General features: G+C 41.8%; 21 protein-coding genes and 2 pseudogenes. 9 read left to right on the top strand and 14 right to left on the bottom strand.

Features of this window, described 5'->3' with window-relative positions:
* Positions 1-261: 261 nt before the first annotated feature.
* The 4 genes from OGM63_RS15675 to bioF all read left to right on the top strand — a co-directional run bounded on the left by OGM63_RS15675 (position 262) and on the right by bioF (position 3,698).
* On the top strand, positions 262-687 hold the full coding sequence (locus tag OGM63_RS15675) for a hypothetical protein (protein ID WP_263746517.1): 426 nt from the start codon (positions 262-264) through the stop codon (positions 685-687).
* Positions 688-988: 301 nt separating this feature from the next.
* Positions 989-1,738 (top strand): sucrose-phosphate phosphatase, encoded by a 750-nt coding sequence (locus tag OGM63_RS15670; RefSeq protein WP_263746516.1) that lies wholly within the window; start codon positions 989-991, stop codon positions 1,736-1,738.
* Positions 1,735-2,376 carry a Holliday junction branch migration protein RuvA gene (gene ruvA / locus OGM63_RS15665; RefSeq protein WP_263746515.1) on the top strand — a complete coding sequence of 214 codons (642 nt, stop codon included), beginning with the start codon at positions 1,735-1,737 and terminating at the stop codon, positions 2,374-2,376. Before OGM63_RS15670 ends, ruvA begins: the two co-directional genes overlap by 4 nt.
* Before the next feature lie 170 nt (positions 2,377-2,546).
* The gene (gene bioF, locus OGM63_RS15660) at positions 2,547-3,698 is read left to right on the top strand and encodes an 8-amino-7-oxononanoate synthase (RefSeq protein WP_263746514.1); all 1,152 of its coding nucleotides are present in this window, start codon (positions 2,547-2,549) and stop codon (positions 3,696-3,698) included.
* Positions 3,699-4,143: 445 nt separating this feature from the next.
* Here bioF and OGM63_RS15655 read toward each other — a convergent pair whose 3' ends face one another.
* The 8 genes and pseudogenes from OGM63_RS15655 to OGM63_RS15620 all read right to left on the bottom strand — a co-directional run bounded on the left by OGM63_RS15655 (position 4,144) and on the right by OGM63_RS15620 (position 10,517).
* A complete protein-coding gene (locus OGM63_RS15655) occupies positions 4,144-4,356 on the bottom strand; it encodes a DUF6920 family protein (RefSeq protein ID WP_263746513.1) in 213 nt (70 codons plus the stop codon).
* Positions 4,357-4,559: 203 nt separating this feature from the next.
* A complete protein-coding gene (locus OGM63_RS15650; RefSeq protein ID WP_263746512.1) occupies positions 4,560-4,748 on the bottom strand; it encodes a hypothetical protein in 189 nt (62 codons plus the stop codon).
* Between the two features lie 70 nt (positions 4,749-4,818).
* Positions 4,819-5,016, bottom strand: coding sequence for a hypothetical protein (locus OGM63_RS15645; protein ID WP_263746511.1), 198 nt, complete (start codon positions 5,014-5,016; stop codon positions 4,819-4,821).
* Between the two features lie 6 nt (positions 5,017-5,022).
* Positions 5,023-6,732 (bottom strand): putative bifunctional diguanylate cyclase/phosphodiesterase, encoded by a 1,710-nt coding sequence (locus tag OGM63_RS15640; protein WP_263746510.1) that lies wholly within the window; start codon positions 6,730-6,732, stop codon positions 5,023-5,025.
* 1,149 nt (positions 6,733-7,881) lie between these two features.
* A pseudogene (locus OGM63_RS15635) lies at positions 7,882-8,544 on the bottom strand (DNA double-strand break repair nuclease NurA); the annotation flags it as partial.
* Between the two features lie 140 nt (positions 8,545-8,684).
* Positions 8,685-9,245: pseudogene (locus OGM63_RS15630) on the bottom strand (SAM-dependent methyltransferase); the annotation flags it as partial.
* An 80-nt stretch (positions 9,246-9,325) separates the two neighbouring features.
* Positions 9,326-9,850: an IS200/IS605 family accessory protein TnpB-related protein gene (locus OGM63_RS15625; protein WP_263746509.1), complete on the bottom strand. Its 525-nt coding sequence runs from the start codon at positions 9,848-9,850 to the stop codon at positions 9,326-9,328.
* Positions 9,843-10,517: an RNA-guided endonuclease InsQ/TnpB family protein gene (locus OGM63_RS15620; protein WP_263746508.1), complete on the bottom strand. Its 675-nt coding sequence runs from the start codon at positions 10,515-10,517 to the stop codon at positions 9,843-9,845. Before OGM63_RS15620 ends, OGM63_RS15625 begins: the two co-directional genes overlap by 8 nt.
* A 138-nt stretch (positions 10,518-10,655) precedes the next feature.
* Here OGM63_RS15620 and OGM63_RS15615 point away from each other — a divergent pair, with 138 nt between their 5' ends.
* Positions 10,656-10,799: a hypothetical protein gene (locus tag OGM63_RS15615; RefSeq protein ID WP_263746507.1), complete on the top strand. Its 144-nt coding sequence runs from the start codon at positions 10,656-10,658 to the stop codon at positions 10,797-10,799.
* Between the two features lie 134 nt (positions 10,800-10,933).
* Here the strand turns inward: OGM63_RS15615 and OGM63_RS15610 are convergent, their stop codons facing one another.
* From OGM63_RS15610 to OGM63_RS15595, 4 genes are all read right to left on the bottom strand, one after another.
* Positions 10,934-12,397, bottom strand: coding sequence for a hypothetical protein (locus OGM63_RS15610; RefSeq protein WP_263746506.1), 1,464 nt, complete (start codon positions 12,395-12,397; stop codon positions 10,934-10,936).
* A 288-nt stretch (positions 12,398-12,685) separates the two neighbouring features.
* Positions 12,686-14,239, bottom strand: a complete 1,554-nt coding sequence (locus OGM63_RS15605; RefSeq protein ID WP_263746505.1) for a hypothetical protein — start codon at positions 14,237-14,239, stop codon at positions 12,686-12,688.
* Positions 14,240-14,691: 452 nt separating this feature from the next.
* Positions 14,692-15,459, bottom strand: coding sequence for a TIGR03943 family putative permease subunit (locus OGM63_RS15600; RefSeq protein ID WP_263746504.1), 768 nt, complete (start codon positions 15,457-15,459; stop codon positions 14,692-14,694).
* Between the two features lie 469 nt (positions 15,460-15,928).
* Positions 15,929-16,972: a permease gene (locus tag OGM63_RS15595; RefSeq protein ID WP_263746503.1), complete on the bottom strand. Its 1,044-nt coding sequence runs from the start codon at positions 16,970-16,972 to the stop codon at positions 15,929-15,931.
* Between the two features lie 706 nt (positions 16,973-17,678).
* Between OGM63_RS15595 and OGM63_RS15590 the strand changes: the two genes are divergently transcribed.
* From OGM63_RS15590 to OGM63_RS15580, 3 genes are read left to right on the top strand one after another with little or no spacing between them, the layout of a single operon-like run.
* Positions 17,679-18,386 carry a thioredoxin family protein gene (locus OGM63_RS15590; RefSeq protein WP_263746502.1) on the top strand — a complete coding sequence of 236 codons (708 nt, stop codon included), beginning with the start codon at positions 17,679-17,681 and terminating at the stop codon, positions 18,384-18,386.
* A 5-nt stretch (positions 18,387-18,391) separates the two neighbouring features.
* Positions 18,392-19,090, top strand: coding sequence for a cytochrome c biogenesis CcdA family protein (locus tag OGM63_RS15585; protein ID WP_263746501.1), 699 nt, complete (start codon positions 18,392-18,394; stop codon positions 19,088-19,090).
* A gap of 24 nt (positions 19,091-19,114) precedes the next feature.
* A complete protein-coding gene (locus OGM63_RS15580) occupies positions 19,115-19,720 on the top strand; it encodes a cytochrome b/b6 domain-containing protein (RefSeq protein ID WP_263746500.1) in 606 nt (201 codons plus the stop codon).
* Between the two features lie 127 nt (positions 19,721-19,847).
* Here OGM63_RS15580 and OGM63_RS15575 read toward each other — a convergent pair whose 3' ends face one another.
* The gene (locus OGM63_RS15575; RefSeq protein ID WP_263746499.1) at positions 19,848-20,291 is read right to left on the bottom strand and encodes a type II toxin-antitoxin system PemK/MazF family toxin; all 444 of its coding nucleotides are present in this window, start codon (positions 20,289-20,291) and stop codon (positions 19,848-19,850) included.
* Complete coding sequence (locus tag OGM63_RS15570; RefSeq protein ID WP_263746498.1) at positions 20,285-20,527, bottom strand: AbrB/MazE/SpoVT family DNA-binding domain-containing protein; 243 nt, start codon at positions 20,525-20,527, stop codon at positions 20,285-20,287. The genes OGM63_RS15575 and OGM63_RS15570 overlap by 7 nt, the downstream gene beginning before the upstream one ends.
* A gap of 276 nt (positions 20,528-20,803) precedes the next feature.
* Here OGM63_RS15570 and OGM63_RS15565 point away from each other — a divergent pair, with 276 nt between their 5' ends.
* Positions 20,804-22,150, top strand: a complete 1,347-nt coding sequence (locus OGM63_RS15565; RefSeq protein WP_263746497.1) for a sensor histidine kinase — start codon at positions 20,804-20,806, stop codon at positions 22,148-22,150.
* Positions 22,151-22,220 lie beyond the last annotated feature (70 nt).

The following is a 22,220-nucleotide window of genomic DNA, read 5'->3' as shown; positions in this document are numbered from 1 at the left end:
GAGTCTTTGATACTGATTGGAGAGTCTTTTTACTAGATTGGAGAGTCTTTGATACTGATTGGAGAGTCTTTTTACTAGATTGGAGAGTCTTTGATACTGATTGGAGAGTCTTTTATCCTCATTACTACAAAACTAACTACGTTCCCCCCATTCCCCTTACTTTTGATATAGATGTGTAACCTTACCAGAGGAAGACGTTAGCATGACGATAATTTCCTAACATTCAAGCGTTTGGTAGACAAATTGGAGGGAAATTCCCGAATGTTGGCATTCAACAAAATATTTAATCAATTGGGTCGCACAATAGCGATCGCTTTCTTAGCTGGTTTAATCTTCTTAACTAGTTTACCTGCTTGCGCTCAAGCTGCTGGTTTTTACTCCGGCGATTTTGGCACTAAAGAATATAATACTACCGCACAAGCTACAGGCGGTGATGATTATATCGAGAGCGGTAAGCGAGCCGCAGAAGTAATTCCCAAGGATTTGGGAACTGGAATACGTCAAAAAAATCCGGTGGAAATGCTGAAGCGCTTTGGCTCAGAATTAACCAACGACCCCGCAAAACGCTCTTTTGGGGCACAAGACTACGAACGTAGCGAAATTGAGCAAGAGCTCGCTCGCAACAAAGCGCAACGTGGAGATTACGATCAAAACATTGAAAAAGTAAAACGCGAAACTTCTCTGTAGTTAAATTTGTCTAATTTAGTGTTGCTGAATTTTTAAATCTAGGGTGAGCATTGCTTACCCTATTTTTTATATTCGGTCGATACAGTAGTAATTTAGTACTATTTTGGATTTGGAATTAGTTATATCATGTCAGATAAATCAAATATATTGTAGAGACGTTCCGCCGGAACGTCTCTACGATTTTGGGCAATTTTGAATGAATTGGATATTTTGGGAAAAATCTATCTAGAGCGCGATCGCACAAACCAAAAAGGACATAAACTTTTTGATGGTAAAGCTGGCAAGACAATCAGAGGTAGCTGTGGATAAGTTTCTTTTTGTAACAGACTTAGATAATACCTTCGTGGGTAATGACGAAGCCTTAACAGAACTTCAGCAAACACTGAGCGAACATCGCCAAAAGTATGGTACTAAAATTGTTTATGCCACAGGGCGATCGCGTGTACTCTACCAAGAACTCCAAATTGAAAAAAACCTGATAGAACCAGACGCAATGGTTGTTTCTGTCGGAACAGAAATTTATTTTGACGGTAGCGATACTCCCGATTATACTTGGTCAGAGCGACTTGCCGACGGCTGGAATCGTGACCTGGTATTAGCCCAAACTGCAAAACATCCGGAATTAGTCCCCCAGCCAGATTCAGAACAGCGTCCTTTTAAGATAAGTTTTTTTCTCAAAGAAGAATCAGCACATAAAATTTTACCATTACTTGACACAAATCTGTCAAAATGTGGTTTAAATATAAAGTTAATCTATAGCAGCGGTGTTGACCTTGACATCATACCCCACCACAGCGATAAGGGTCAGGCTATGCAATTTCTCCGCCAAAAGTGGGGAATTGCAGCAGAGAAAACAGTTGTCTGTGGTGATTCTGGCAATGATATTGCTTTATTTGCCGTGGGGAACGAAAGGGGAATTCTCGTCGGGAATGCCCGTCCGGAATTACTCCAATGGCACAATGAAAATCCCGCTGACTATCGTTATCTCGCACAAAACTTTTGTGCAGGTGGAATTCTCGAAGGCTTAAAACACTTTGGTTTTATCAAATGATTAGCTATCTAAAAGGTTTGGTTGCTGGTGTACAAAAATGTGGCGCGAATCGCGTCATACTGACTTTAGAAGTAAATGGCATTGGGTACGATTTACAAGTTCCCCAACGACTGGAACAACAGTTACCACCAACGGGAGGAGAGGTGCAAATTTTTACCCATTACCAAATTCGGGAAGAAGTGCCTTTCCTATATGGCTTTGCTTCCCCAGCCGAAAGAGATTTATTTCGCCACTTTTTAACTGTAAATGGGATTGGTGCAGCAAGCGCGATCGCCTTATTGGACACTCTGGAATTACCAGAATTAGTCCAAGCCATCATCGCTGCTAATATACAAATCTTAATTCAAGCACCAGGAGTGGGCAAAAAGACCGCAGAACGCATCTGTTTGGAACTAAAAAGCAAGTTAATCGAATGGCGCAAATCAGCAGGCTTCTTCGTGGCTACAGGTGGTCCTGCACCAAATATTCTCGAAGAAGTGCAAATGACCCTCTTCGCCTTGGGATATACTGCTCATGAAGTCAGTCACGCTTTACACGTAGTAAGTGAAGATATTGGACTACCAAAAGATGCTTATGTAGAAGATTGGATCAAACAAGCGATCGCACTTCTTAGCAGCGAACAATTGAATATTAGTTAGTTGATATTAGTCATTGGGCATTGGGCACGCTCGCATTGGGCATTGGAAATTGGAAATTAGAGTTAAGATATTCATTTAATTACCCGTCTCCCTCCACCTCCTCATCTCCCCCTATCTACTTGTCTCCCTTGTCCCCTCATCCCCTCAGCCCCCCACTCCCCCCATCCCCCATGTCCCCAAACCCTTATGCTTGGATAAACGAATCCCTGGCAACGATTCACCGGGCAGACTGGTATCGTTCAGTACAAACCATCCACGGTCGTCCTGGTGCGATGGTGATTGTGGATGGACGAGAGGTAATTAATTTTGCCAGTAACGATTATTTGGGATTAGCGGGGGACGATCGCTTAATTGAAGCCGGGGTTGCAGCTACCAAACAATTTGGGACGGGAAGTACTGGTTCGAGATTACTCAGCGGGCATCGAGAATTACACCGAGAGTTGGAGGAGGCGATCGCCTCTCTCAAACAAACAGAAGATGCCCTAGTCTTCAGTTCTGGCTATTTAGCAAATTTAGGAGCAATAACCGCTTTAGTAGGCAAGCGCGATTTAATACTTTCTGACGAGTACAATCACTCCAGCTTGAAAAATGGAGCAATTCTCAGTGGTGCGACGGTTATCGAATATCCGCACTGTGATGTGACAGCTTTAAAAAATCTCTTGAGTCAGCGGGACAATTACCGACGCTGTTTAATTATTACTGATAGCGTCTTTAGCATGGATGGGGATTTATGTCCATTACCGACACTGTTAAATTTAGCTGAAGAATTTAGCAGTATGCTGCTAATTGATGAAGCTCATGCTACTGGGGTGATGGGTAAAACTGGCGCCGGCTGTGTAGAACATTTCGGGTGTAGCGATCGGCAATTAATTCAAATTGGCACTTTGAGTAAAGCTTTGGGTAGTTTAGGCGGTTATGTCGCCGGCAGTGCCACTTTAATCGACTTTTTGCGAAATCGCGCCCCCACTTGGATTTACACCACCGCGCTGTCACCCGCAGACACCGCAGCAGCGTTAGCAGCAATCAAGATTATACAACTTGAACCGCAACGCCGCAAGCAATTATGGGCAAATGTCGATGAGTTGAAAAAGTCGATGCAATTGCCTAAGTTGAAATTAGTGCAGCAAGAATCACCTATATTATGTTTTCAACTGCCAAGTGCAGCAGCAGCCTTAGAAGTAGGAAAGCAACTTAAAGCATCTGGCATTTTTGCCCCAGCAATTCGTCCCCCAACAGTTCCCACCAGTCGCATCCGCATATCTGTGATGGCAACCCATGAATCAGTGCATATTCAGAAGTTAGTAAAAGCGCTTTTGTCGTGAGGACTGAAGTCCTCTTTCTTTATATCATGTACGCTAAATTAAAATTAATAAAAACATTGCAACCTTCACAAGAGACGTTCCGGCGGAACGTCTCTACAATAATATTATTACGACTTAGGCACTCGTCATGATAAAACGAACCGCCCTTCTCCTTCAAAGACGCTCCGCGAACGGGTTCGCCAGTCCCCCATCGATCGCTCTAAACCGCGCCTGTCGGGGGCTGGACTCACCAAGTACGCTCCCGTGCCCCTTCGCAGGGGAGCGTCTCCGTAAGGAGAAGCAATAAGAGTTGCAGAGAGTTTTTGCGCTCATTCCTGATTATAGACATCTCCAGAAATGAACTATGCGTTGCCCAAACCCCAAGAGACCTTAAATTTAACGTCACAATAATTCTTTTTCACGACGTTTGTCTTATGTGATTTGCGATCGCATGATATAAAGATTCTCAAGAAAACTCCACCCGCTCAATAGTAGCTTGAAAAAATTCAGCATACTGCTCTGTCCCAAACCACCAACCTGCACTCATTTTGTCGGGAATAGTGAAACCGCTTTCATCTAGTTCTGCTTCGCACTTACTACCAAAAGGAATAGACTTTCGTCGTGGAAAACAATTATTGTGACGCGAAATTTCGCGTCTCTTGGGGTTTGGTTGACGCATATTTAATTTTCACGTCTAGGTCTAATAGACATCTCCGAAAATTAATGCATGACCCCGCTTCCATTCCTCTCCCCGAAGCGGAGAGAGGCTTTAATTCCCCCTTCCCTATAAGGGAAGGGGGGTAGGGGGTTAGGTCTGCGCGTGAATTTAAGGTTTCTAAATCTTTTCCAACAGATGTCTAATAGACATCTGTTGGAAATTAATTATGCGTTAACCAGAATCCTTGTAGAGACGCGAAATTTCGCGTCTCTACATTGTTTTCTGGAGATGTCTAATGTAAATCCAAGTTTTATTTTCTGTGCGATCGCATCTAAAAAGTAACGCTGTACGGGTGCAGATAATGTAACAACCATATCTGCATTGAAGTGCTGATGGGCAGGTGCAGATTCCAATACACATCTCCAGAGTCATACGTAGAGACTATTCTGTGCTACGTCTGTTGGGTTTCGGACAAGGCATAGTTCATTTTTGGAGATGTCTAATGTGTGCCAAACCCGGCTGATTTCTTGATTGGTTTTGATTTGCATCCAGGATAAAATTAATAACGCGATCGCGCTGAAAATGACTAGACTGATCAAAAGTTTGACGATCATGACTATATCCCCGCTTGAGTATCATCAGCCGAAAAAACAACGCGATCGCAGAAGCATTGATGCCCATCCTTACCTATGCTGCCATCGACTCCATCTGCTGAGAACTTTTCTTCAGCATCTGGGTGATTCTATCAGGGGGAACAGGGCGACTGAAGTAGAACCCCTGACCTTCGTGACATCCCCGTCTTTGCAAGTATTCAAGCTGTTCTTGGGTTTCTATGCCTTCTGCTGTGATGTTCAACCGGAGGCTTTTCGCCAGGGCAATGATAGCATTAGTCACGGCTGCGCTATCACGATTGGATGTCACATCCTGGACAAATGATTGATCAATCTTGAGCATGTTAACGGGAAAGCGCTTCAAGTAGTTCAGGGAGGAATAACCGGTGCCGAAGTCATCTAAAGCCAACGATATGCCCAATTCTCGTAATTGTTTGAGGATTTTAACAGATCGCTGAACATCACCCATCAAAAAGCTTTCAGTCACTTCCAGTTCTAAAGAAGACGCTTCCAGTCCAGTCTCCTGAAGAATCTGGCTGACTATATCCACCAGATTCGGTTCCTCGAATTGTCGAGCTGACAGGTTCACCGACATGCGAATTGGGGGGAGTCCAGCAAGCTGCCAAGCGCGGCTTTGGGCAGAAGCTGTTCGCAATACCCATTCGCCAATTGGCACGATCAAACCATTAGCTTCTGCGATCGCAATAAACTTTGCTGGAGAAACTAAACCTTGGGTGGGATGCTGCCAACGCACCAGCGCTTCAACTGCGACTACTTCTGTGCTGTGCAAATCAACCAAGGGTTGGTAATAAACCAGCATTTCGCCGCGTTCAAGTGCCCCACGTAATTCATTTTCTAGTGCTAGCCGCTCCTGCAACTGAGCATTAATTTCTGGCGAATAGAATTGGTATTGGCTACGTCCCTGGTGCTTTGCCTGGTACAGCGCCATGTGAGCCTGTTGCAAGAGTTGATCTACACCATTAGGATCATCAAGATCATTAATTGTGATACCGATGCTGGCAGTGATATGAATTTGGTTGCCCTCTAGAAAGAAGGGTTTTGCCAGCGTACTCAATAGCAATTGGGATAGCTTGATTACATTCTCAAAAGAGAGAATGTCCGTTTGAGCAATCGCAAATTCATCTCCACTCAAATGGGCAAGGATATCTGTTTGGTTTACGCAGGTTGTCAAACGCTGGGCAACTGCTCTTAATAGCAAATTTGATATTTCACGATCTAATGCATGACTCATGCCAGTGAAATCATCGATACCCAGCAAAAGAACAGCTACAAGCCGCTGGTTGCCTTGAGGTTGGGATATTTGATGGAGGCGATCGCGGAATAAATCCCGATTAGGCAATCCAGTCAGTTCGTCATAGTTGGTAATGTAGTGAATTAACTCATCTAACTTGTGAAGAGTTTGTGAGGTATCCGCCATCAGCGTACCCGCTTCATCGGCAAATCCTGTAGGCAATTCTGGTAATGTTTTATTGCTTAGATAGTCTTGCAATGCAGTAGATGTCAAAATGACTGGGGCAAGAAGGTGGCGTAACCCATACAGAGTGGCTGCCGTACCCGCTAACGTAGCCAACAAAGCAATCACCAAAACTCGCACTGCCATTTCCAAGGAATAAGAGTTTGAGGTCACGAAACTAACAAGTAAGGTCAGAAGTGGTACGTGAGTGCCTAGAAATGCCACAAACATGATTTTGGCTGTGTAACTTTTCTTAAGCAATCCAAAATTAGCCAGAGATGAATACAGGGAAAGTTTGGGATTAAGCTGCATATATTCTGAGCGAGGGTTAGCACTTCGCAAATTGTTTATCAGATATCTTGGCAAAAGAGTGTTTTTGATTCACCAGCTAGTGGAATAAAGTCCAGTAACTATAGCGCTATATTAGCTATATATTATGCTTAAAAATATTGCTTTACACTGAATTTATATTTGCCGATAGTCTCTACAAAGCTTATACAATAAGCAATAAAACGAAAACATGTTTTTCAGTATAATTACTGTAAATAATTTTAAAATATACAAATAGTTTGAAGAATTTGATAATTAATTAGTAATTCTCTATCGACTTCATCTAACCAAACTTGATGTTTAAATTCCACTATCAAAGTTGGTTTTTATCGACATATAATATTTGTATGAGCTTCAAAAATACTGACAATATTTTGATGAAGCGGAACTTTTTTTAAGTAAAATCATGTAGTATAGTAGTAACAAGCGTCACTTGTCTTCCGGAAATTAAGCAGTAGTTGCGTTTAAGAATATTACTTATGGCATCACGTTTGAATCGACATAAAGCTATAAGTTCGCTCCGTGAATGGAAAACGTTGACCATCAACCATTAGCTGCCTCTTGTGCTGCTGCCAGAATATCTGACAAGGCTTGAACTGCCTCATGATCCAATACGCGGACGTGTTAAGGATTTTTGGTATTGATTTTAGACCTGTAGAGACGCGATCGTCTGAAGTCTCTACACTGGTATTTTGGCTTAACACCAACGGTATTGCCTCACGATCTGCTTGAGGAGACCATACAACAGCTTCAGTTGATGATAGTTGATTTATAAGTGCGCTTTCTGATTCAATATCTGCAACAGGTTCTAAGCTACATCCTTCTTCCTTCGCAACTGCTAAAAGAAGAAAATGGATCAACCGAAGTTTATCTTCATCAGGACTTACGCACTCTCTACGAATTCTTAGCGTTCTTGGCGTTTTGGCGGTTCGATAAATTAAGCTTTTTGACGATTTTTGCGTAAGTCCTATTCATGAGAAAGTTGACTGACGGTTGGTAAAATTTACCTCAGAGGCATATAGAAAAACAAAAGGGACTGAAAGGTTCTCTTCTCATGCTATTACAGGAAAATTAATCCATTAACAAGCAAAAAACATCATCTGAGAGAGAATTTACTTTCATAGCGTCAAATCAAGCGATGCTACCGCGTTTTCTGGCTTCTTTATAAGAAGTGCCCACATTTTTCAAGCCGGCTTTAATCATTTGTTGTTCCAATAAAGCAAAGAAACGCGCTTTATCAGCACCTTTGACTACAGCTTGATTATGCGCTTCCGCGATCGCTACTGGATACCCATATCCTTTTTGCACTTGCGCTAACATCAATCCCAATGCTTGGTCTAACATGGTAGTATTTTCTGCTACCCATGCCGGAACTTCTATCCGGGCAATTTCGGTCCCAACGTGAACGTAGCAAAAGTAAATTTTTTGGTCTTCATACTGTTCTAAAATGTGAGCATTACTACGCCATAAATTACTGCGTTGTCCTGGTTTGAGTTGAGTTGACCACAGTGTAGTATCTCGTAAAGGTTCAAATATTTTACAAGGTACTTTTTCTAATTGATTGGGGCAAAAACTTTTACAATCAGGTACTGGGTGAGAACAAGCTGTTAAACGTAAAAAGTTCATCGCTTCAATGTTGCGAGAAGCGCTGAGATAACCCATGATGGGAATTTCAGCAGAGCGCATCTGCTTCCAAGCTTCGAGGATGGGAGGTAAAATGCGATCGCGTGCTTCAAAGGGCAACTGTTCCAAAAACCAATAAATTAACGAACCATCCACCATTGCGAGAGTGGGTATTTGAGGAGTGGGAGAGGGGGGGCTTTGGGGTCCCCTACTTGTGGGGTTGGGGGGAATGGGGAGAAAGAAGAATTATTCTCCAAGGAGTCCTCCACACCACGCTTCCCCCACTCCTCCACACCACGCTTCCCCCACTCTTCCCGCGTTGTTACATAAATTTCTCGCAGTTCCCCTGCTTCTAAGGTAAACTGATGCACTGGCAAGGCATCCACTAACTCGTTAGAAAAAAAGCAGCCAGTGATTGATTCAGGTGGTATATCCTCTAAATTGCACCAGCGTAAGGGGAAATCTTGCAAACGTTGCTGTTGTTCTTGCCTTAAGGCTAGAGACTTCTCTACAATCACATACTCTAATGAGTCAAAAAAGTCAAGATATTCCTGTTGTAAATAGTTAAGAATATCTGCTGCTAAAAATCCTTGACCGGCTCCCATTTCTACTAGAGTAAATGGTTTTGGTCGCCCTAAAATCTCCCACATCTGAACAAATTGTTCAGCAAGCAACTCCCCAAAGTCACCACCGAGGTGAACAGAGGTGAAAAAATCACCTTGTTTTCCCAGGTTCACAGCTTTGGTGGAATAATAGCCATGTTCTGGATGATACAGAGCTATGTCCATATATTCGGCAAACGTAATTCGCCGTTGGGGACTTGAGGCAATGCGGGAACTGATGATTTTACATAAAGCTGGATTAGAATCCATATTGGGGACTGGGGATTAGTAGTTCATATGATGAATTTTGATGGGTTTTGACACTCCCCGGTCTGAAGACACGGGGATTCTTAAGACCACAATTTGAGTCTTAAAGGTGCTGACAAATCACCTCTACTGATTCCGCTTAGATCAAGTCCAAGCATCATCGCTACTTTTCTGCCAATATTTGCAGCGCCGTTGCAATCTGCATTGATTAGCCAACCTTGTGCCGTTCGGTACAGACCACGCTTAACCCGCTTACCGCTTGCTTGCCACCCTTCTCCTTCGGAGACGCTAGCGCGAACAGGTTTTTCACCGAATGTAGGTAGCGAGTCATGATCGACAAACGAAGATGACGAAGAATACGATTCTTCCGTTTCCACAAACCTGATACCGTACTGCTCACACAGTTGAGCAATTCTGTCTTTCAGTCTGCCTGTGGGAATCTGCACAAACTTTTGATTTGTCTTAGCACCCATGTTGGCTGAATCTTTCTGACCCTTGTTCCAGCCAAAAACAACCGTACCGATACGATTATCTAAGCAATGCTGAATTACTTTTCTTCCAGCTTTGTTCATGGCATCTCGAAGAAGGCGATTACGTCTTTCAGTCAAAAAAAGCAAGTCGTTTAGACCAAAACCCGTTAGCTTTTCCCTCCATCAAAAAAGCAACTCGTTTGTTGTATCCCTGATTAATCGATTTCAGATGCTTGCCATCAACGATAAAGCTAGTGCCTGCATTGCTCACGCAGGTTAGCCAGTTATTCATCCCGTGATCAATAGATAGGCATTTAGCCACATCAACATCGGCTTGGATATCGTTAGTTTTGTAGATCAATTCCAAATAAAAGCACCCGTTACGGGGAAGGATTCGATATTCTCGGATTGCTTTGAAATCCAGATTTGACGGCATTGGTAGATAGAAAGAATCCAACCCAAACCATGCTTTAACTTTGCTTCCTAGCGGAAATCGAAGCATTCCATCTTTGAGCTTTACTGACCGTCCTGTAAATGTCACTAGCGCCATTCCACCTTGACGGTATCCCGGTAATTTGGGACGTTGCGTAACGGTTCCATTTTTGACACCTTTGAGCAGCCCGAAGAACGACTTAAAAGACTCTGCCACACCCGTTAGAATTTGTTGAGCGGTATCAGAATAGAACGCTTGATAGTGCAAGTTTTGATTCTCAGTCCCCAAAACTTTGTGCAACTCAGCACGATTTGGGATTCTGCCAGTTTTGAAATACAACTGACGGGAATAGTAAATCCCGCAATTAGACAACTTTGAGGACTCGGAGCAAAGATACTCAAGGATTGCTTGAACCAATGAATCCGCTTTGATTAAAACCTGTTGACATCCAAACATTGCTTTACCTCCTGTTTTTATAATAACATAGTGTTATTACGTTCAGGGTAAGTTATGGCTACTAAAAAGCATCCGGTTCCTGCTTATTTAGACGATTACGAATTTGAAAAGCTCGTCAAGATTGCCGCTAAGTGGGGAGGTAGTCTATCAGCAGCAATCAAAAGAATGATTAGAGAGAATGAAGATGTAGGCGAATAAATTCGCTCGCGTGGGCTTTCCTCCCTGCTCGCTCAGAGACAGGGCTTCCAGCCCTACCGCTATTTTCTGTGAAAGTTCGCACCTCAGGGCTGAAGTTGTTGAAATTGAGTGATTTATCGCTCACTACCTAATAACTACTTTTTCTTGGGACGAAAATTCGGTAATTCTACAGATGCTAATGACTTTCGTCCTTTGGGTGGACGCTGGGGATAAATCACCGGTGAGGGGGAGTTGGTATGAGCAGTGTAGTCTGTCAATGGTTCTTGAGAAAAATTAGTTGACTGTAATTCCAACGGGTTAAATGGTGTCACTTCTGACCAATAATCTTCTGGTTCTTCAGCGGTCGTTTCGGTAATGGGTAAATTTATTGTTTTTTCATCGTTTGAAATCGGTGTGGCGATCGCTTCCCATATTGGCGTAATCGGCTGATTTGTTTCTGTATCTTTTTTATCAACACGTTTGACTGCAAAAAACATCTCAATCACATCATCCACCTGCTCGTCTATATTCTTTGATGAAGGTGGGGTGTGGGGTGCGTTATAGCTCACCGTAGGTATCGCTTCATCATCAATTGAGGGCGATTCTGGCTCGGTGTTTAGGTCGATGCTTGCTGGTTGTGAAGTTGAGAATTTCCAGGTAGACGAAATAAAATCAGATCCTTCGCTTGTGTTTGTGCGTGATAATAAAGATTCTCCCCACGGATAATTTAGCTCGTTAGTCAAAGAATCTATCTGTGCCGACCAAGGTTTAATCGGCTCGGCGTTAGAGAATGAAGACGAAGCTTGTTTAAAGTTTCTTGGTTGGCAGATGTTGATATCGTCTGACTTATTGGCGCTATCATCTAAAGAATCATCGCTGGGGACAGGGCTTTCCAGACACTTTTCCAAAGCTGCTTTAAATTGCAGAGTCTGACGCTGTTGTCGCATCAACCGATTACGTAGCTCTCGACAAGTCGTTTCTGATTGTAATACCTGGTGAGACTGTTCGTTGTAGCTAGTTTGAATTTTGGCACATTCCCGCTCTAACTGGGCAAGCCGTTGTTGGCTAATTTCTAGCTGTGATTTATAATTTTCAATTAAACTTTCCTGACGTTGAACAGTTTGCACAGCGGTTTCTAACTGTTGGAATAAAGACTTTATTTGCTCACCGGCTGCGGTTAGTTCCTGAGTTTGTTGCCCAAGCATCGACTCGGCAACGCTTGAGCGCTTTTTCTGCCACTGCAATGCTTTTTCTGACTCAGATAAGTCACCTTTTAACACCTCCACTTGTTCATATAAGTTGGTGTTAGCCGAACGCAATTCTTCATTCAATTCGAGCAGCTTCTTAAATTCGCGATCAACCAGTGCTTGTTTGTCGCTATCAGGTTCTGCCACCCAATCTTGGGAGGGAGGGGATGCGAGAGACTCCGACGCTAGGCTGACTTTGGCTTCGCGTAACTTGTCTTCTGCTGGCATCAAAAGTGGCAATTTCATGATTGCCATGTTGTTATTGGGCAAAACTGAATCAAAAGGACAATTCCCCGGATCTGATTGTGGCGAATTTGTCAAATTTTCTCGTTCAATAAAAGTTTCATTATTTATGTTGTCCGCTTGATTCATCACTCTTTACCACCCAGCAGCTTCAAACTGTTCAGCACTAACACAGTATAATTACTCATGTATCCTGTCTGATCCAAGTTTACTTTAGAAGACAAGTGCAGCTCTCCCAAACACGAGTCATTTGTTATCAATCCGTGTTATTTATTTTCCCGTATAAGGGCGCTGATGACGTTATAACATTTTGAATTAGAGATGGGAAATTATTGCGGCGTTGCAGTGAGGCAATTAAACAAAATCGTATTATTAAGAATATTAAACTAAAGACGTTCCGGACCGAACGTCTCTAGTTCAAGGTAGCCACCTAGGGTGAAATCCAGTTAAGGGAAGTTGTTCAGGCTTGATTTCCGTAGTTGTTCCCGCATCGGTGATGGGTAACAGAGGCATTAACCATAAACTACTAGTTGCGATCGCTTCTCCATCATCACTTCTGAGGGTGTTTTCCGGTGATGGGGGAGTGTTCGGATCTTGAGGTACTACTTGGTCAAATAACAACCCTAAACCATCCGGTGCTAAACTCATTTCGACATTTCGTTGAGCGGGGGGTAACACTAGCAGTGGTTTCTGTTGCGCCGTTTTGATGTCAATTGCAACTAAGTATGGCTGTTCTTGATATACTTCTTTTCCTTGTAATAGCTGTGTTACCAAGCAATATAAAGTGGGTGAGGCACTATCAAACTGACACTGAACAATTGAGCCTGTAGTTTTTAACAGCAGTTTGTTGACACCTTGATTTGTAACTAAAAACAAATCTCGCGTGTAATCTGTATTAAACTTGACCATTGCCGCTTGGGAACCGTCTTTAGAAAAAGCTTGCACCAAGCCAAATTGTGGGAAAAAAGCTAGGGGTTTACTACCATCTGTTTTCAGAGGTAGAATCGCTGTTCCCTCTCCTTGGGCAACTGCTACAGATTTACTATCTGGGGTGATGGTAAAATCTCCCCCTGGGGGACTTTGCACGCGCTTCAGATTGGGTTTTTCTCCTGGTTTAGTGTTTGCTGACATAAACCACAGCCCAAAGTCGCCAGGACTTGCTCTATTTCCTCGCTGGATGGCGATTGTTTGCCCATCTTGAGATATATCAAATTTTAAGTTTTGAAAGTCTTTATTATCTAAAATTAGGTCAACTTTTCCTGCTGGTTCTGCTTCTTTTTTCGGTTGTAAAGAGATGCCTGTGGTTACTGTATATAACTGCGCCGAAAGTAAGTCTTGACTTGATGATGTGCGAGCAGAAAATATAATTTTGTCTCCTTCTGAAAATGGCTTATAGTCCATCACCACCAAATCTTTGGGAGTCAGTATTTTGTTTTGGTCTTGAGTCAAATTAAAAAGAACTAATCGTCCCTTTTCTTCTTTGTCTGCGCCGATATAAAGCATGACGCGATCGCGTGTGCGAAAGTTACCGACAAAAGGTGCGTTCGTCCGTTTTTTTCGATATGATTCCGCAAACTTATCTTTTGCACCTTGTAACTGCACTTTATAAGTTGTACCATAAGGCGCTGGTGTCAAAAGCGTATAAAACATTTTCCGCCCTGCCCAACTAAATTTACCTGCTAGGGGGGGGTCAATTTTCAAGTTTTGCTCAACGCTTTTTGTGTCCATTGGACGACTAAAAGAAAGAGCAAAACGGTTATATTCTGCCCCAATTTTTTGATTCTCCCAATTGGAATTAGTTAAGGATAAATCTTTTGTCTCAGTTTCTTGATGTTGCCAGGTAAAGTCTCGCACACGAGATGTTACCACGTCACCTTGCAATAGCATTACTCCGATCGCGAAACACAGTAGGAGCATACTTGCGATCGCTGCACGATCTAGCGGTTGGATAGAGGCTTTAAAATTGGTCATTGGATAGTGGATGGTGGATAGTTGGAGCGTGGATAGTTGTTATATTATTTCTGTATGAAGATGCGCCTAAGAGTGCCCACGCAGGTAAGCTCTTGTACGCACAACGCCCCACCCTTCCAGGGCTTGTCATTACCAAGATATTTCAAAACCCTCGATCTTGCCGCTAACCCGACGAGCGAATTAATTTATCAGGCTAGTAGCACAAGTCCATTAAAATGGACTGAAATCTTTATTTAGTCCATTTTAATGGACTTTTGCTGTTAGACAACGGTTTACAACCGTTGGCGGGATAAGGGTTTTACGAGATAAATAAATGTTGGTAATGGCAAGCCCTTCTAGGGTGAGGGGAATAAAGCGCAACCTCACATAGAATTGGTATTAGTAAATAGTAATTAGCAACTAACAAATAACTATTAACTACTATCCACTATCAAATAACAACTAATAATTAATTAATAACTATACGGATCTTTTGGTTGGGGAATTTTTTTTATGGAATTAGCCGCGATGGTGAGTTGACGTTTGCCGGACAGTGTTTCTGTCACCATTTCTCCTTCTACTTCTAGCCAGCTATCAGGTTTGTATTGTTCGCTATTTGGAGTTAATTTGACGGGTAATCCTACAGGATAAGCGTCTGCGGCACAACAAGTCAGAACAAATTTACCCAAGAAAAAATAATCTTTTTGTAAAGAAGGTGGGTGAATCACAAATCCTTGTACTTTGACTTTTTGTCCTGAATATTTATCTGGCTCTGGATAAACATTGAGTTCGCGTACCCAATCTACAAGCGATCGCTTCTCTGGAGGAGTGGAAGCACTAAATGCTTGGGGTTTGATGCGGGCTGTTCCCAATAATTCACTGGCATCGCGTTGCAGTGCTTGATCGCTAGCAAAGACTCGCGGTGTAAAAATTAATCCGAGAATTGCCGCTGTTAATACTAAACCACTACCCCAACCAGGGGGAAATAAATTTATATGCTCGGCACTAGGTACAATATCACGCCGTCGTCGCCACAGTTCTTCTGCTCTGAAAAAAGCGATAATTAGTAAGCTGATACCGCTTGCGATCGCTAACCAAAAATAATTCGGATGAATCAACAAATTTAGCTTACCAGTCAGCCAGTATTTCAACAATAAAATTCCCCAAGCTGCAATTGCTATAACATCCAGCCAAGGAAGTAACAAATTTGGTCTTTTAGGTTTTCGATTTTGGGTAGTCATTCTAAACAAAAGTTAGGAGTTATAAGTGAGCAGTGAGGAATTTAACATGATAATTGAGTAGTTAAAAGCAAGCGTTTATGAGTCTCTTTTAATTCTTAACTCCTAACTCATTCTAAACAAAAGTTAGGAGTTATAAGTGAGGAGTGAGGAATTTAACATGATAATTGAGTAGTTAAAAGTAAGCGTTTATGAGTCTCTTTTAATTCTTAACTCCTAACTCCTAACTCCTAACTCTTAATAATTTAGTAGTTTCAAGCAAGCGTTTATCAGTCTCTTTTAATTCTTAACTCCTAACTCATTCTAAACAAAAGTTAGGAGTTATAAGTCAGCAGTGAGGAATTTAACATGATAATTGAGTAGTTTCAAGCAAGCGTTTATCAGTCTCTTTTAATTCTTAACTCCTAACTCCTAACTCCTAACTCCTAATTCCTAACTCCTAATTCCTAATTCCTAACTCTTAACTCATTTATTAAATTACGTGCAAGTTGATGAAAAGTGTCAGTAAAAATGTCAATAGTCCTGACAAGCCAAATAAGTAAAATACAGTTCTTGGCTTGAAAATTGTCAACATCAAACCAACACCTTTAATGTCAATCATCGGACCATATACGAGGAATGCTAATAAAGAGCCGCTGGTAAACGTGGAAGCAAAAGATAGGGCAAAGAATGAATCAACTGTGGAACAAATTGACACAACAACCGCTAATATCAGCATGGTAGTGATTGAGCTAACCGGACCCGCACCCAGACTGAGTATTAAGTCACGGGGGGCTAACACTTGAATAGCTGCGGCGATCGCACTGCCGATAACCATCACCGCACCCAATTCTCGCAATTCTTGGACGGTATTATCTAGCAATAACCGCAGTTTATCTTTTAGCGGTTTGCTGCGGCTAGAAGTTGGCTCAGTCGTCTGCATTAAATTATTATCTATCCTAATGCTTGAACCCGCTTTTCCTCCTAAAAAATAAGTCCCTGACTGTAATAAACCAGAGGAAGCTGCATGTGTACGATGATTTCGTCGTTTGGGTTCTGCTTTGCGTGGTGGGTTAAACTTCAGATAACGAGCGATCGCTGGTTGCAAAATCGGACTCAAATCTTTTTGAAAGCTAAAAACAAACCCGATTATCGTGGCAATTAATAGCGAAAACACCACTCGTAACACCACTATTTCTGGCTGATCTCGAAATGCCGTCCAAGTTGCCCAAATCACAATCGGGTTAACAGTTGGTGCTGCTAGCAAAAAACCAATTGCTACGGGTGTAGGTACTCCTTGCATCAACAACCGTCGCGCTACCGGCACGTTGCCACACTCACACACCGGAAACAAAAAGCCGATCAAACTCCCGGCAAACGCACCCAGCAGCGGATTTTTCGGCATTATTCCCACAAGAGTGCTCTCATCGACAAACAATAACAGCAAACTGGAGAACAAGACCCCTAGCAATAAAAACGGTATCGCCTCTACTAGTAGACTAAGAAATAGGGTGAAACCATTGTTCAGTTGATTCATGTGTGTCGCTGATCGAAGCGGTGTGAGTTATCAGGTGATCCCCAGCTATTTTATCTAAATGGGGATCAAAAACAGATAGAAATCATTAAACATTACTTAAAAAAAGTTGGGAGCTGGGAGAGAAATATTTCTTCTTTCTTACCCTTTCCCCTTTCCCCTTTCCCCTTTCCCCCTCTTTTTCATGAGGTTATAGTTGTGCTAGATTGCTTGAGTTTCAAAATGGTTCCCATTCTAAGCGTAACTACCTAAAAGCATCATTTTTTATCATGCATCTTTAAATACTTACAGTAATTTGGCTAGATTGAGTGTTAGCTTAGACGTATTTTCATCAAAAATTTACAGGTTTTAAACATAAGCGCGATTTTTTGCTCTATGCGATCGCCTCACTAGTCGAAAATATTTGCGTAAATACCCGAAGAGAGAACTATAGATTATAAAGTAAAAATTAAGAATCAGTCAAACAATTTCCAGCAGACGAGGGCAGACTCTGTAGGCGCTACGCCGCACTTGCTGCAATGCGGGCTATTATCATCATCAAGGGGACACATTGAACCGAGTCAGAAGCTAACGTCAAAAATTATTTCTCAGCATTTTCTCAGCAGATTTATCATGTATTTTTAATATTAAGCTGATAAATTAGTTTTATATTAAATGACAAATACATCAGTAAAAAACAAAGAAATTCAATTTACCAAAATCCTTTTGGATGAAACATTGGTTAACATTTCAGTTTTTGGTGATGGTAGCTTTATTTATGCCCATTTTTTACTACCGTGCTCTCAATGTGATAAAATTTACAATGAATAAAAACCTTTTGCGACGACGCCAGTTGCTTTATTACTTTGGAATTGGAGCTATGCTAAGTGGGTGTGGAAAACCAATCATTGACTTAGCTTCAAAAAAAACTGAGAGCTCTACTCCTTTAAATAATAATCCCAGCAAATCATCTCCGGCAACTGTTGTTGCGGCACAGTCTTCAGATAGTAAGGCTTTACCAGAATTTGAGGGCATAAGTCAATGGCTGAATTCTGCTCCTTTAACGACTCAAGACCTGAAAGGTAAAGTTGTATTAATTCACATTTGGACTTTTGCGTGCATCAATTGTCAGCGGACTATTCCTTCTGTTGTTCGTTGGCATCAACAATTTGCTAGTCAAGGACTCCAGGTGATAGGAGTTCATACTCCTGAGTTTGGATACGAGCGGGATGTAAACAATGTCAAAAGAGCATTGAAAGAACACAAAATTACTTATCCAGTTCCCATCGATAACGATTATAAAACTTGGAAAGCCTATAACAACGAGTATTGGCCTCATCTATTTTTGGCAGACCGTCAGGGGTTCGTGCAATATGACCACATAGGAGAAGGTGCTTATGATACAACTGAGCAGAAAATCCGTCAGTTATTAGGATAAGGAATGTGGATATTTCTACTTTATCTACGGCAGGTTTAGCACTGCTAGGGGGATTTTTAACTGTAATGTCCCCCTGTGTTCTACCTATTCTGCCAGTGTTAGTGGGTCGATCGCTTCAATCTCACAAGTATGGTCCGGTGGCTTTGGTTGCAGGGTTGGTAAGTGGATTTGCTGTAGCCGGCAGTCTTTTGGGAGTGACGGCAACCTGGTTGACTTTTTTAGCTAGTGGGCTAAGAAATGTCGCGATTTTCCTGCTTTTATTCATGGGGATTCTCGCAGTTTTTCCTAAGTGGAGTTACCGTTTATTCAGTTATATAAAACTAGGTAAAAGTACTAGAAAGCCTGGACAGATAGGATTAAAGGGAGAGTTTTGGCTTGGAACTCAACTAGGCTTGCTGTGGACGCCTTGTGCTGGACCTGTTTTAGGAAGTATTTTAGTTTTGGCAGCAGTTAAACATCAGATTGCAAATGCCTTTGTTTTGCTTGTTGTCTATGGAATAGGGGCAGCATTACCAATGATTGCACTTGCTTACGGGGGTCGTCGTTTGAGTGAGAAACTGCTGAAAAAGATCCGATCGCATAGTATGATTTTGCAAAGAGTCGGCGGAGTCATGATCGCCGGTAGTGCGATCGCTATTCTCTTAGGCTGGGACGTACAAGTGCAACTTTGGCTAGCTCCATTTTTTCCCCGTTTACCACTATAAAATCTCTTAAAAAAGAAAACACCTATGACTGCATCTACTCCTTCCAAAAAATCACGACCTAAACAACCAAGTCAGGCTCTTTTAGCCAAGATATTTCACTGGGTCAACATCATTGCTTTGTTGTTAATGATTACCAGTGGGTTACAGATTTATAATGCTAATCCGGTTTTTGGTGGACGTGCAGGTTGGCACTTTCCATCTCTATTTTTGCTAGGAGGATGGTTAGGTGCGGGTAGACACTGGCATTTTGCAGCTATGTGGGTGTTTGCCCTAAATTTACTTTGGTACGGGTTATACATTTTTATTACGCAACGCTGGAAGCGTCGCTTTGTTGCTGTTAATGACTTGAAAGCACTGCAAACGAGTCAAAACCCAAAACGCAGAATCTACGTCTGGCATCGATTAGCGTACACTGTGATCATTCCGATTCTTTTGCTAGCTATACTCAGCGGCATCGGCATGTATAAACCTGCTCAGTTTCATTGGATAGTTGGCATTCTCGGTAGCTGGCAAGCTTTGCGAGTACTTCACTTTGCAACCATCCCCATAGTACTTATATTTGTGATTTTCCACTCTTGGTTAGGATTGAAAGCGGGAGGTTATAAATTGATTAAATCGATGTTGTGGTAAAGGTGATTATTTATGACATATATATCAGTCCCGGAAGATCCCCGACTTCTTAAATAATTCGGGGATCTGAATCCTGGGAATTTACACAAATCATATAGGGTGGTTGCGCTTTTAATTAGATTTTTATTTAAAAAATTAATGTTTCAAGTTTTGCTTGTACTTCTTCAATTAAATCTTGTGTAACTTTTTCGACAAATGTGACTTTTCTAGCTTTCCAATCCAGTGTTTTGATTTGGTCAGCTAACACAACCCCCTGTGTTTTCATTCCCTTAACAAGCAGAACTTCAAAACTCAGACCCTTTGTTTTACTAGTGATTGGACATGCTAAAATCAAGGAAGCCATTCGATTGTACCTAATTGGAGACATAACAAGAACCGGGCGGTAGCCAATCTGCTCACGTCCTTGTTGTTCTAGTTCATTATTTAATGTTCTAGCAATATCATCGAACGACATTCCTGATGTCCTGAGAGTAAATGCACGCTGAATCGAATCACCCGTAAATTGTTGTGCAGAGCCGAATTCTAGTTTGACAATATCTCCCCTGTCGGGAAAGTATGAATTAACTACCAATCTTCATTCTCCACAGCGTTTCCAGTTTCAAACTCAGGATGAAATTTATCAGGTGTCATACCTTCAAGTAACTCATCAAGCGTATATTTTTTTCTTTTTTGCGGTGTGATTACAATACTGTTGCCTGAGACAGTAAAAGTTATATCCGTTCCTTCTGTTACATGAACTTGTTCAGCTATTGCTCTTGGAATCCGAATAGCTAAACTGTTTCCCCACTTAGCAACAACTGCTGTCATAGCTATCTCCAAATATTTTGTTAGAGATCCACACCGCTAAATTTCCAAATTTCAGAGTGAGATGCTCTTAATGGTTTTTGGTTGATGTATATACTCTGAATATACATATTTAATTAGCCGGTGTCAACACCCCGCAAGTAGCACAGTTGTTAGTTATTAATGGTTAGTTGTCCCCCACACCACGCTTCCCCAGACAGAGACGTGCAGAAGTGAAAATGTTAGCCTATTGGTTAGCTTTCAGCCTTTAAGCTGTCTTTGTACAAACCAGGGTTTCCAGTGGAACAGAAATTCAATTCGCAAATATCACCACCAATTTTATCTGAGGGTAGCGATCGCAATCTCGTTATAGAGTCAACTCTCCAAGAACTGCCACTATACAACTTCGGCGTGGAAATTAGCTGTACTGGCACAGAAGTTGCTGAATACTTTGAAAAATACCCCCTGCTACCTGGAGTAATCTTGCTAGATCGGGGAAAATTTATTGGTATGATTTCCCGACGACGATTGCTGGAATTTTTGATTCGTCCCCACGGACAAGAGTTATTTTTGACTGAGCCGCTAAGTGTTCTCTACAGCTATGCTCGTACAGGCATTTTGCTACTTCCTGATAGTACAACGATTTTGAGCGCCATGCAAATCGCATTAAAGCGATCGCCTGAACTTTTGGCTGAACCAGTCATCGTCAAAACAGCACCTGATACCCACAGATTATTAGATATACAAGAGTTGGGCATTGCCTCTTGGCAAATTCGCGGAATAGAAACTCAGGTGCGCTATGAACGCAGCCAAGCTCAAATGATTCAAAATGATAAAATGGCGAGTTTGGGACGTTTGGTAGATGGAGTAGCACATGAAATTTTAGATCCCGTAGGTTTTATTTGGGGTAACTTAACTTATGTCTCAAATTACAGCCAAGACTTGCTCAAATTGATCCAAGCTTACGAGAAAGAGTTCCCATTAGCTACAGAAATAATCGCTCTTAAAGAAGATATTGAATTTGATTTTTTAGAACAAGACTTATCAAAAGCGCTGAAGAGTATCCGCACCGGTGCAGAAAGATTAAAAAAACTTGTTTCCAGTTTGCAAAATTTTTGTTACATCGACGAACTTTATCCTAAACCAGCAGATTTACACGCTTGCATCAACAGTATTTTATTGTTAATTAACAGCCGGATTAAAGGAGAAATTGAAATTCTCCAATCTTATGGTAATCTGCCCCCAGTATATTGCTTTGTAGGGCAGTTTAGTCAGGTAGTGATGAATATTTTGAGTCAAGCTGTTGATGCGTTGCTTGATGAAGCTGTCCGACAAAAGTTTAATTCCAATACACATGACAAACCAAAAATTAAAATTACTACAGAAGTTATTTCACAGGCAGCGACGAAATCTGACGCACCAGATTCTCGCTGGGTTTCCATTCGCATCACTGATAATGGTCCCGGAATACCTGAGGAGTTGCAACAGCAAATTATTGAGTCTTTTTCTGTTGAAAAACGCGCTGATAAAGAAACTAGTTTAGCAGTAAGTTATCAAATTATCACCGCAAGACATGGAGGTAAATTAAATTTTACCTCCCAACTTGGCATCGGTACAGAATTTGAAATCCTTTTACCTTTAGTTTGATTTTTCGTAGTGAGCGCTTCAGCGCTCTCTTAATTAAGATTAAATTCCCAACTGAAGTCAGTAAAAAATT

This window comes from Plectonema radiosum NIES-515 (genome assembly GCF_025753815.1).
Lineage (GTDB): Bacteria > Cyanobacteriota > Cyanobacteriia > Cyanobacteriales > Nostocaceae > Hassallia > Hassallia radiosum_A.
This window is presented reverse-complemented; position numbering and strand designations above follow the sequence as displayed.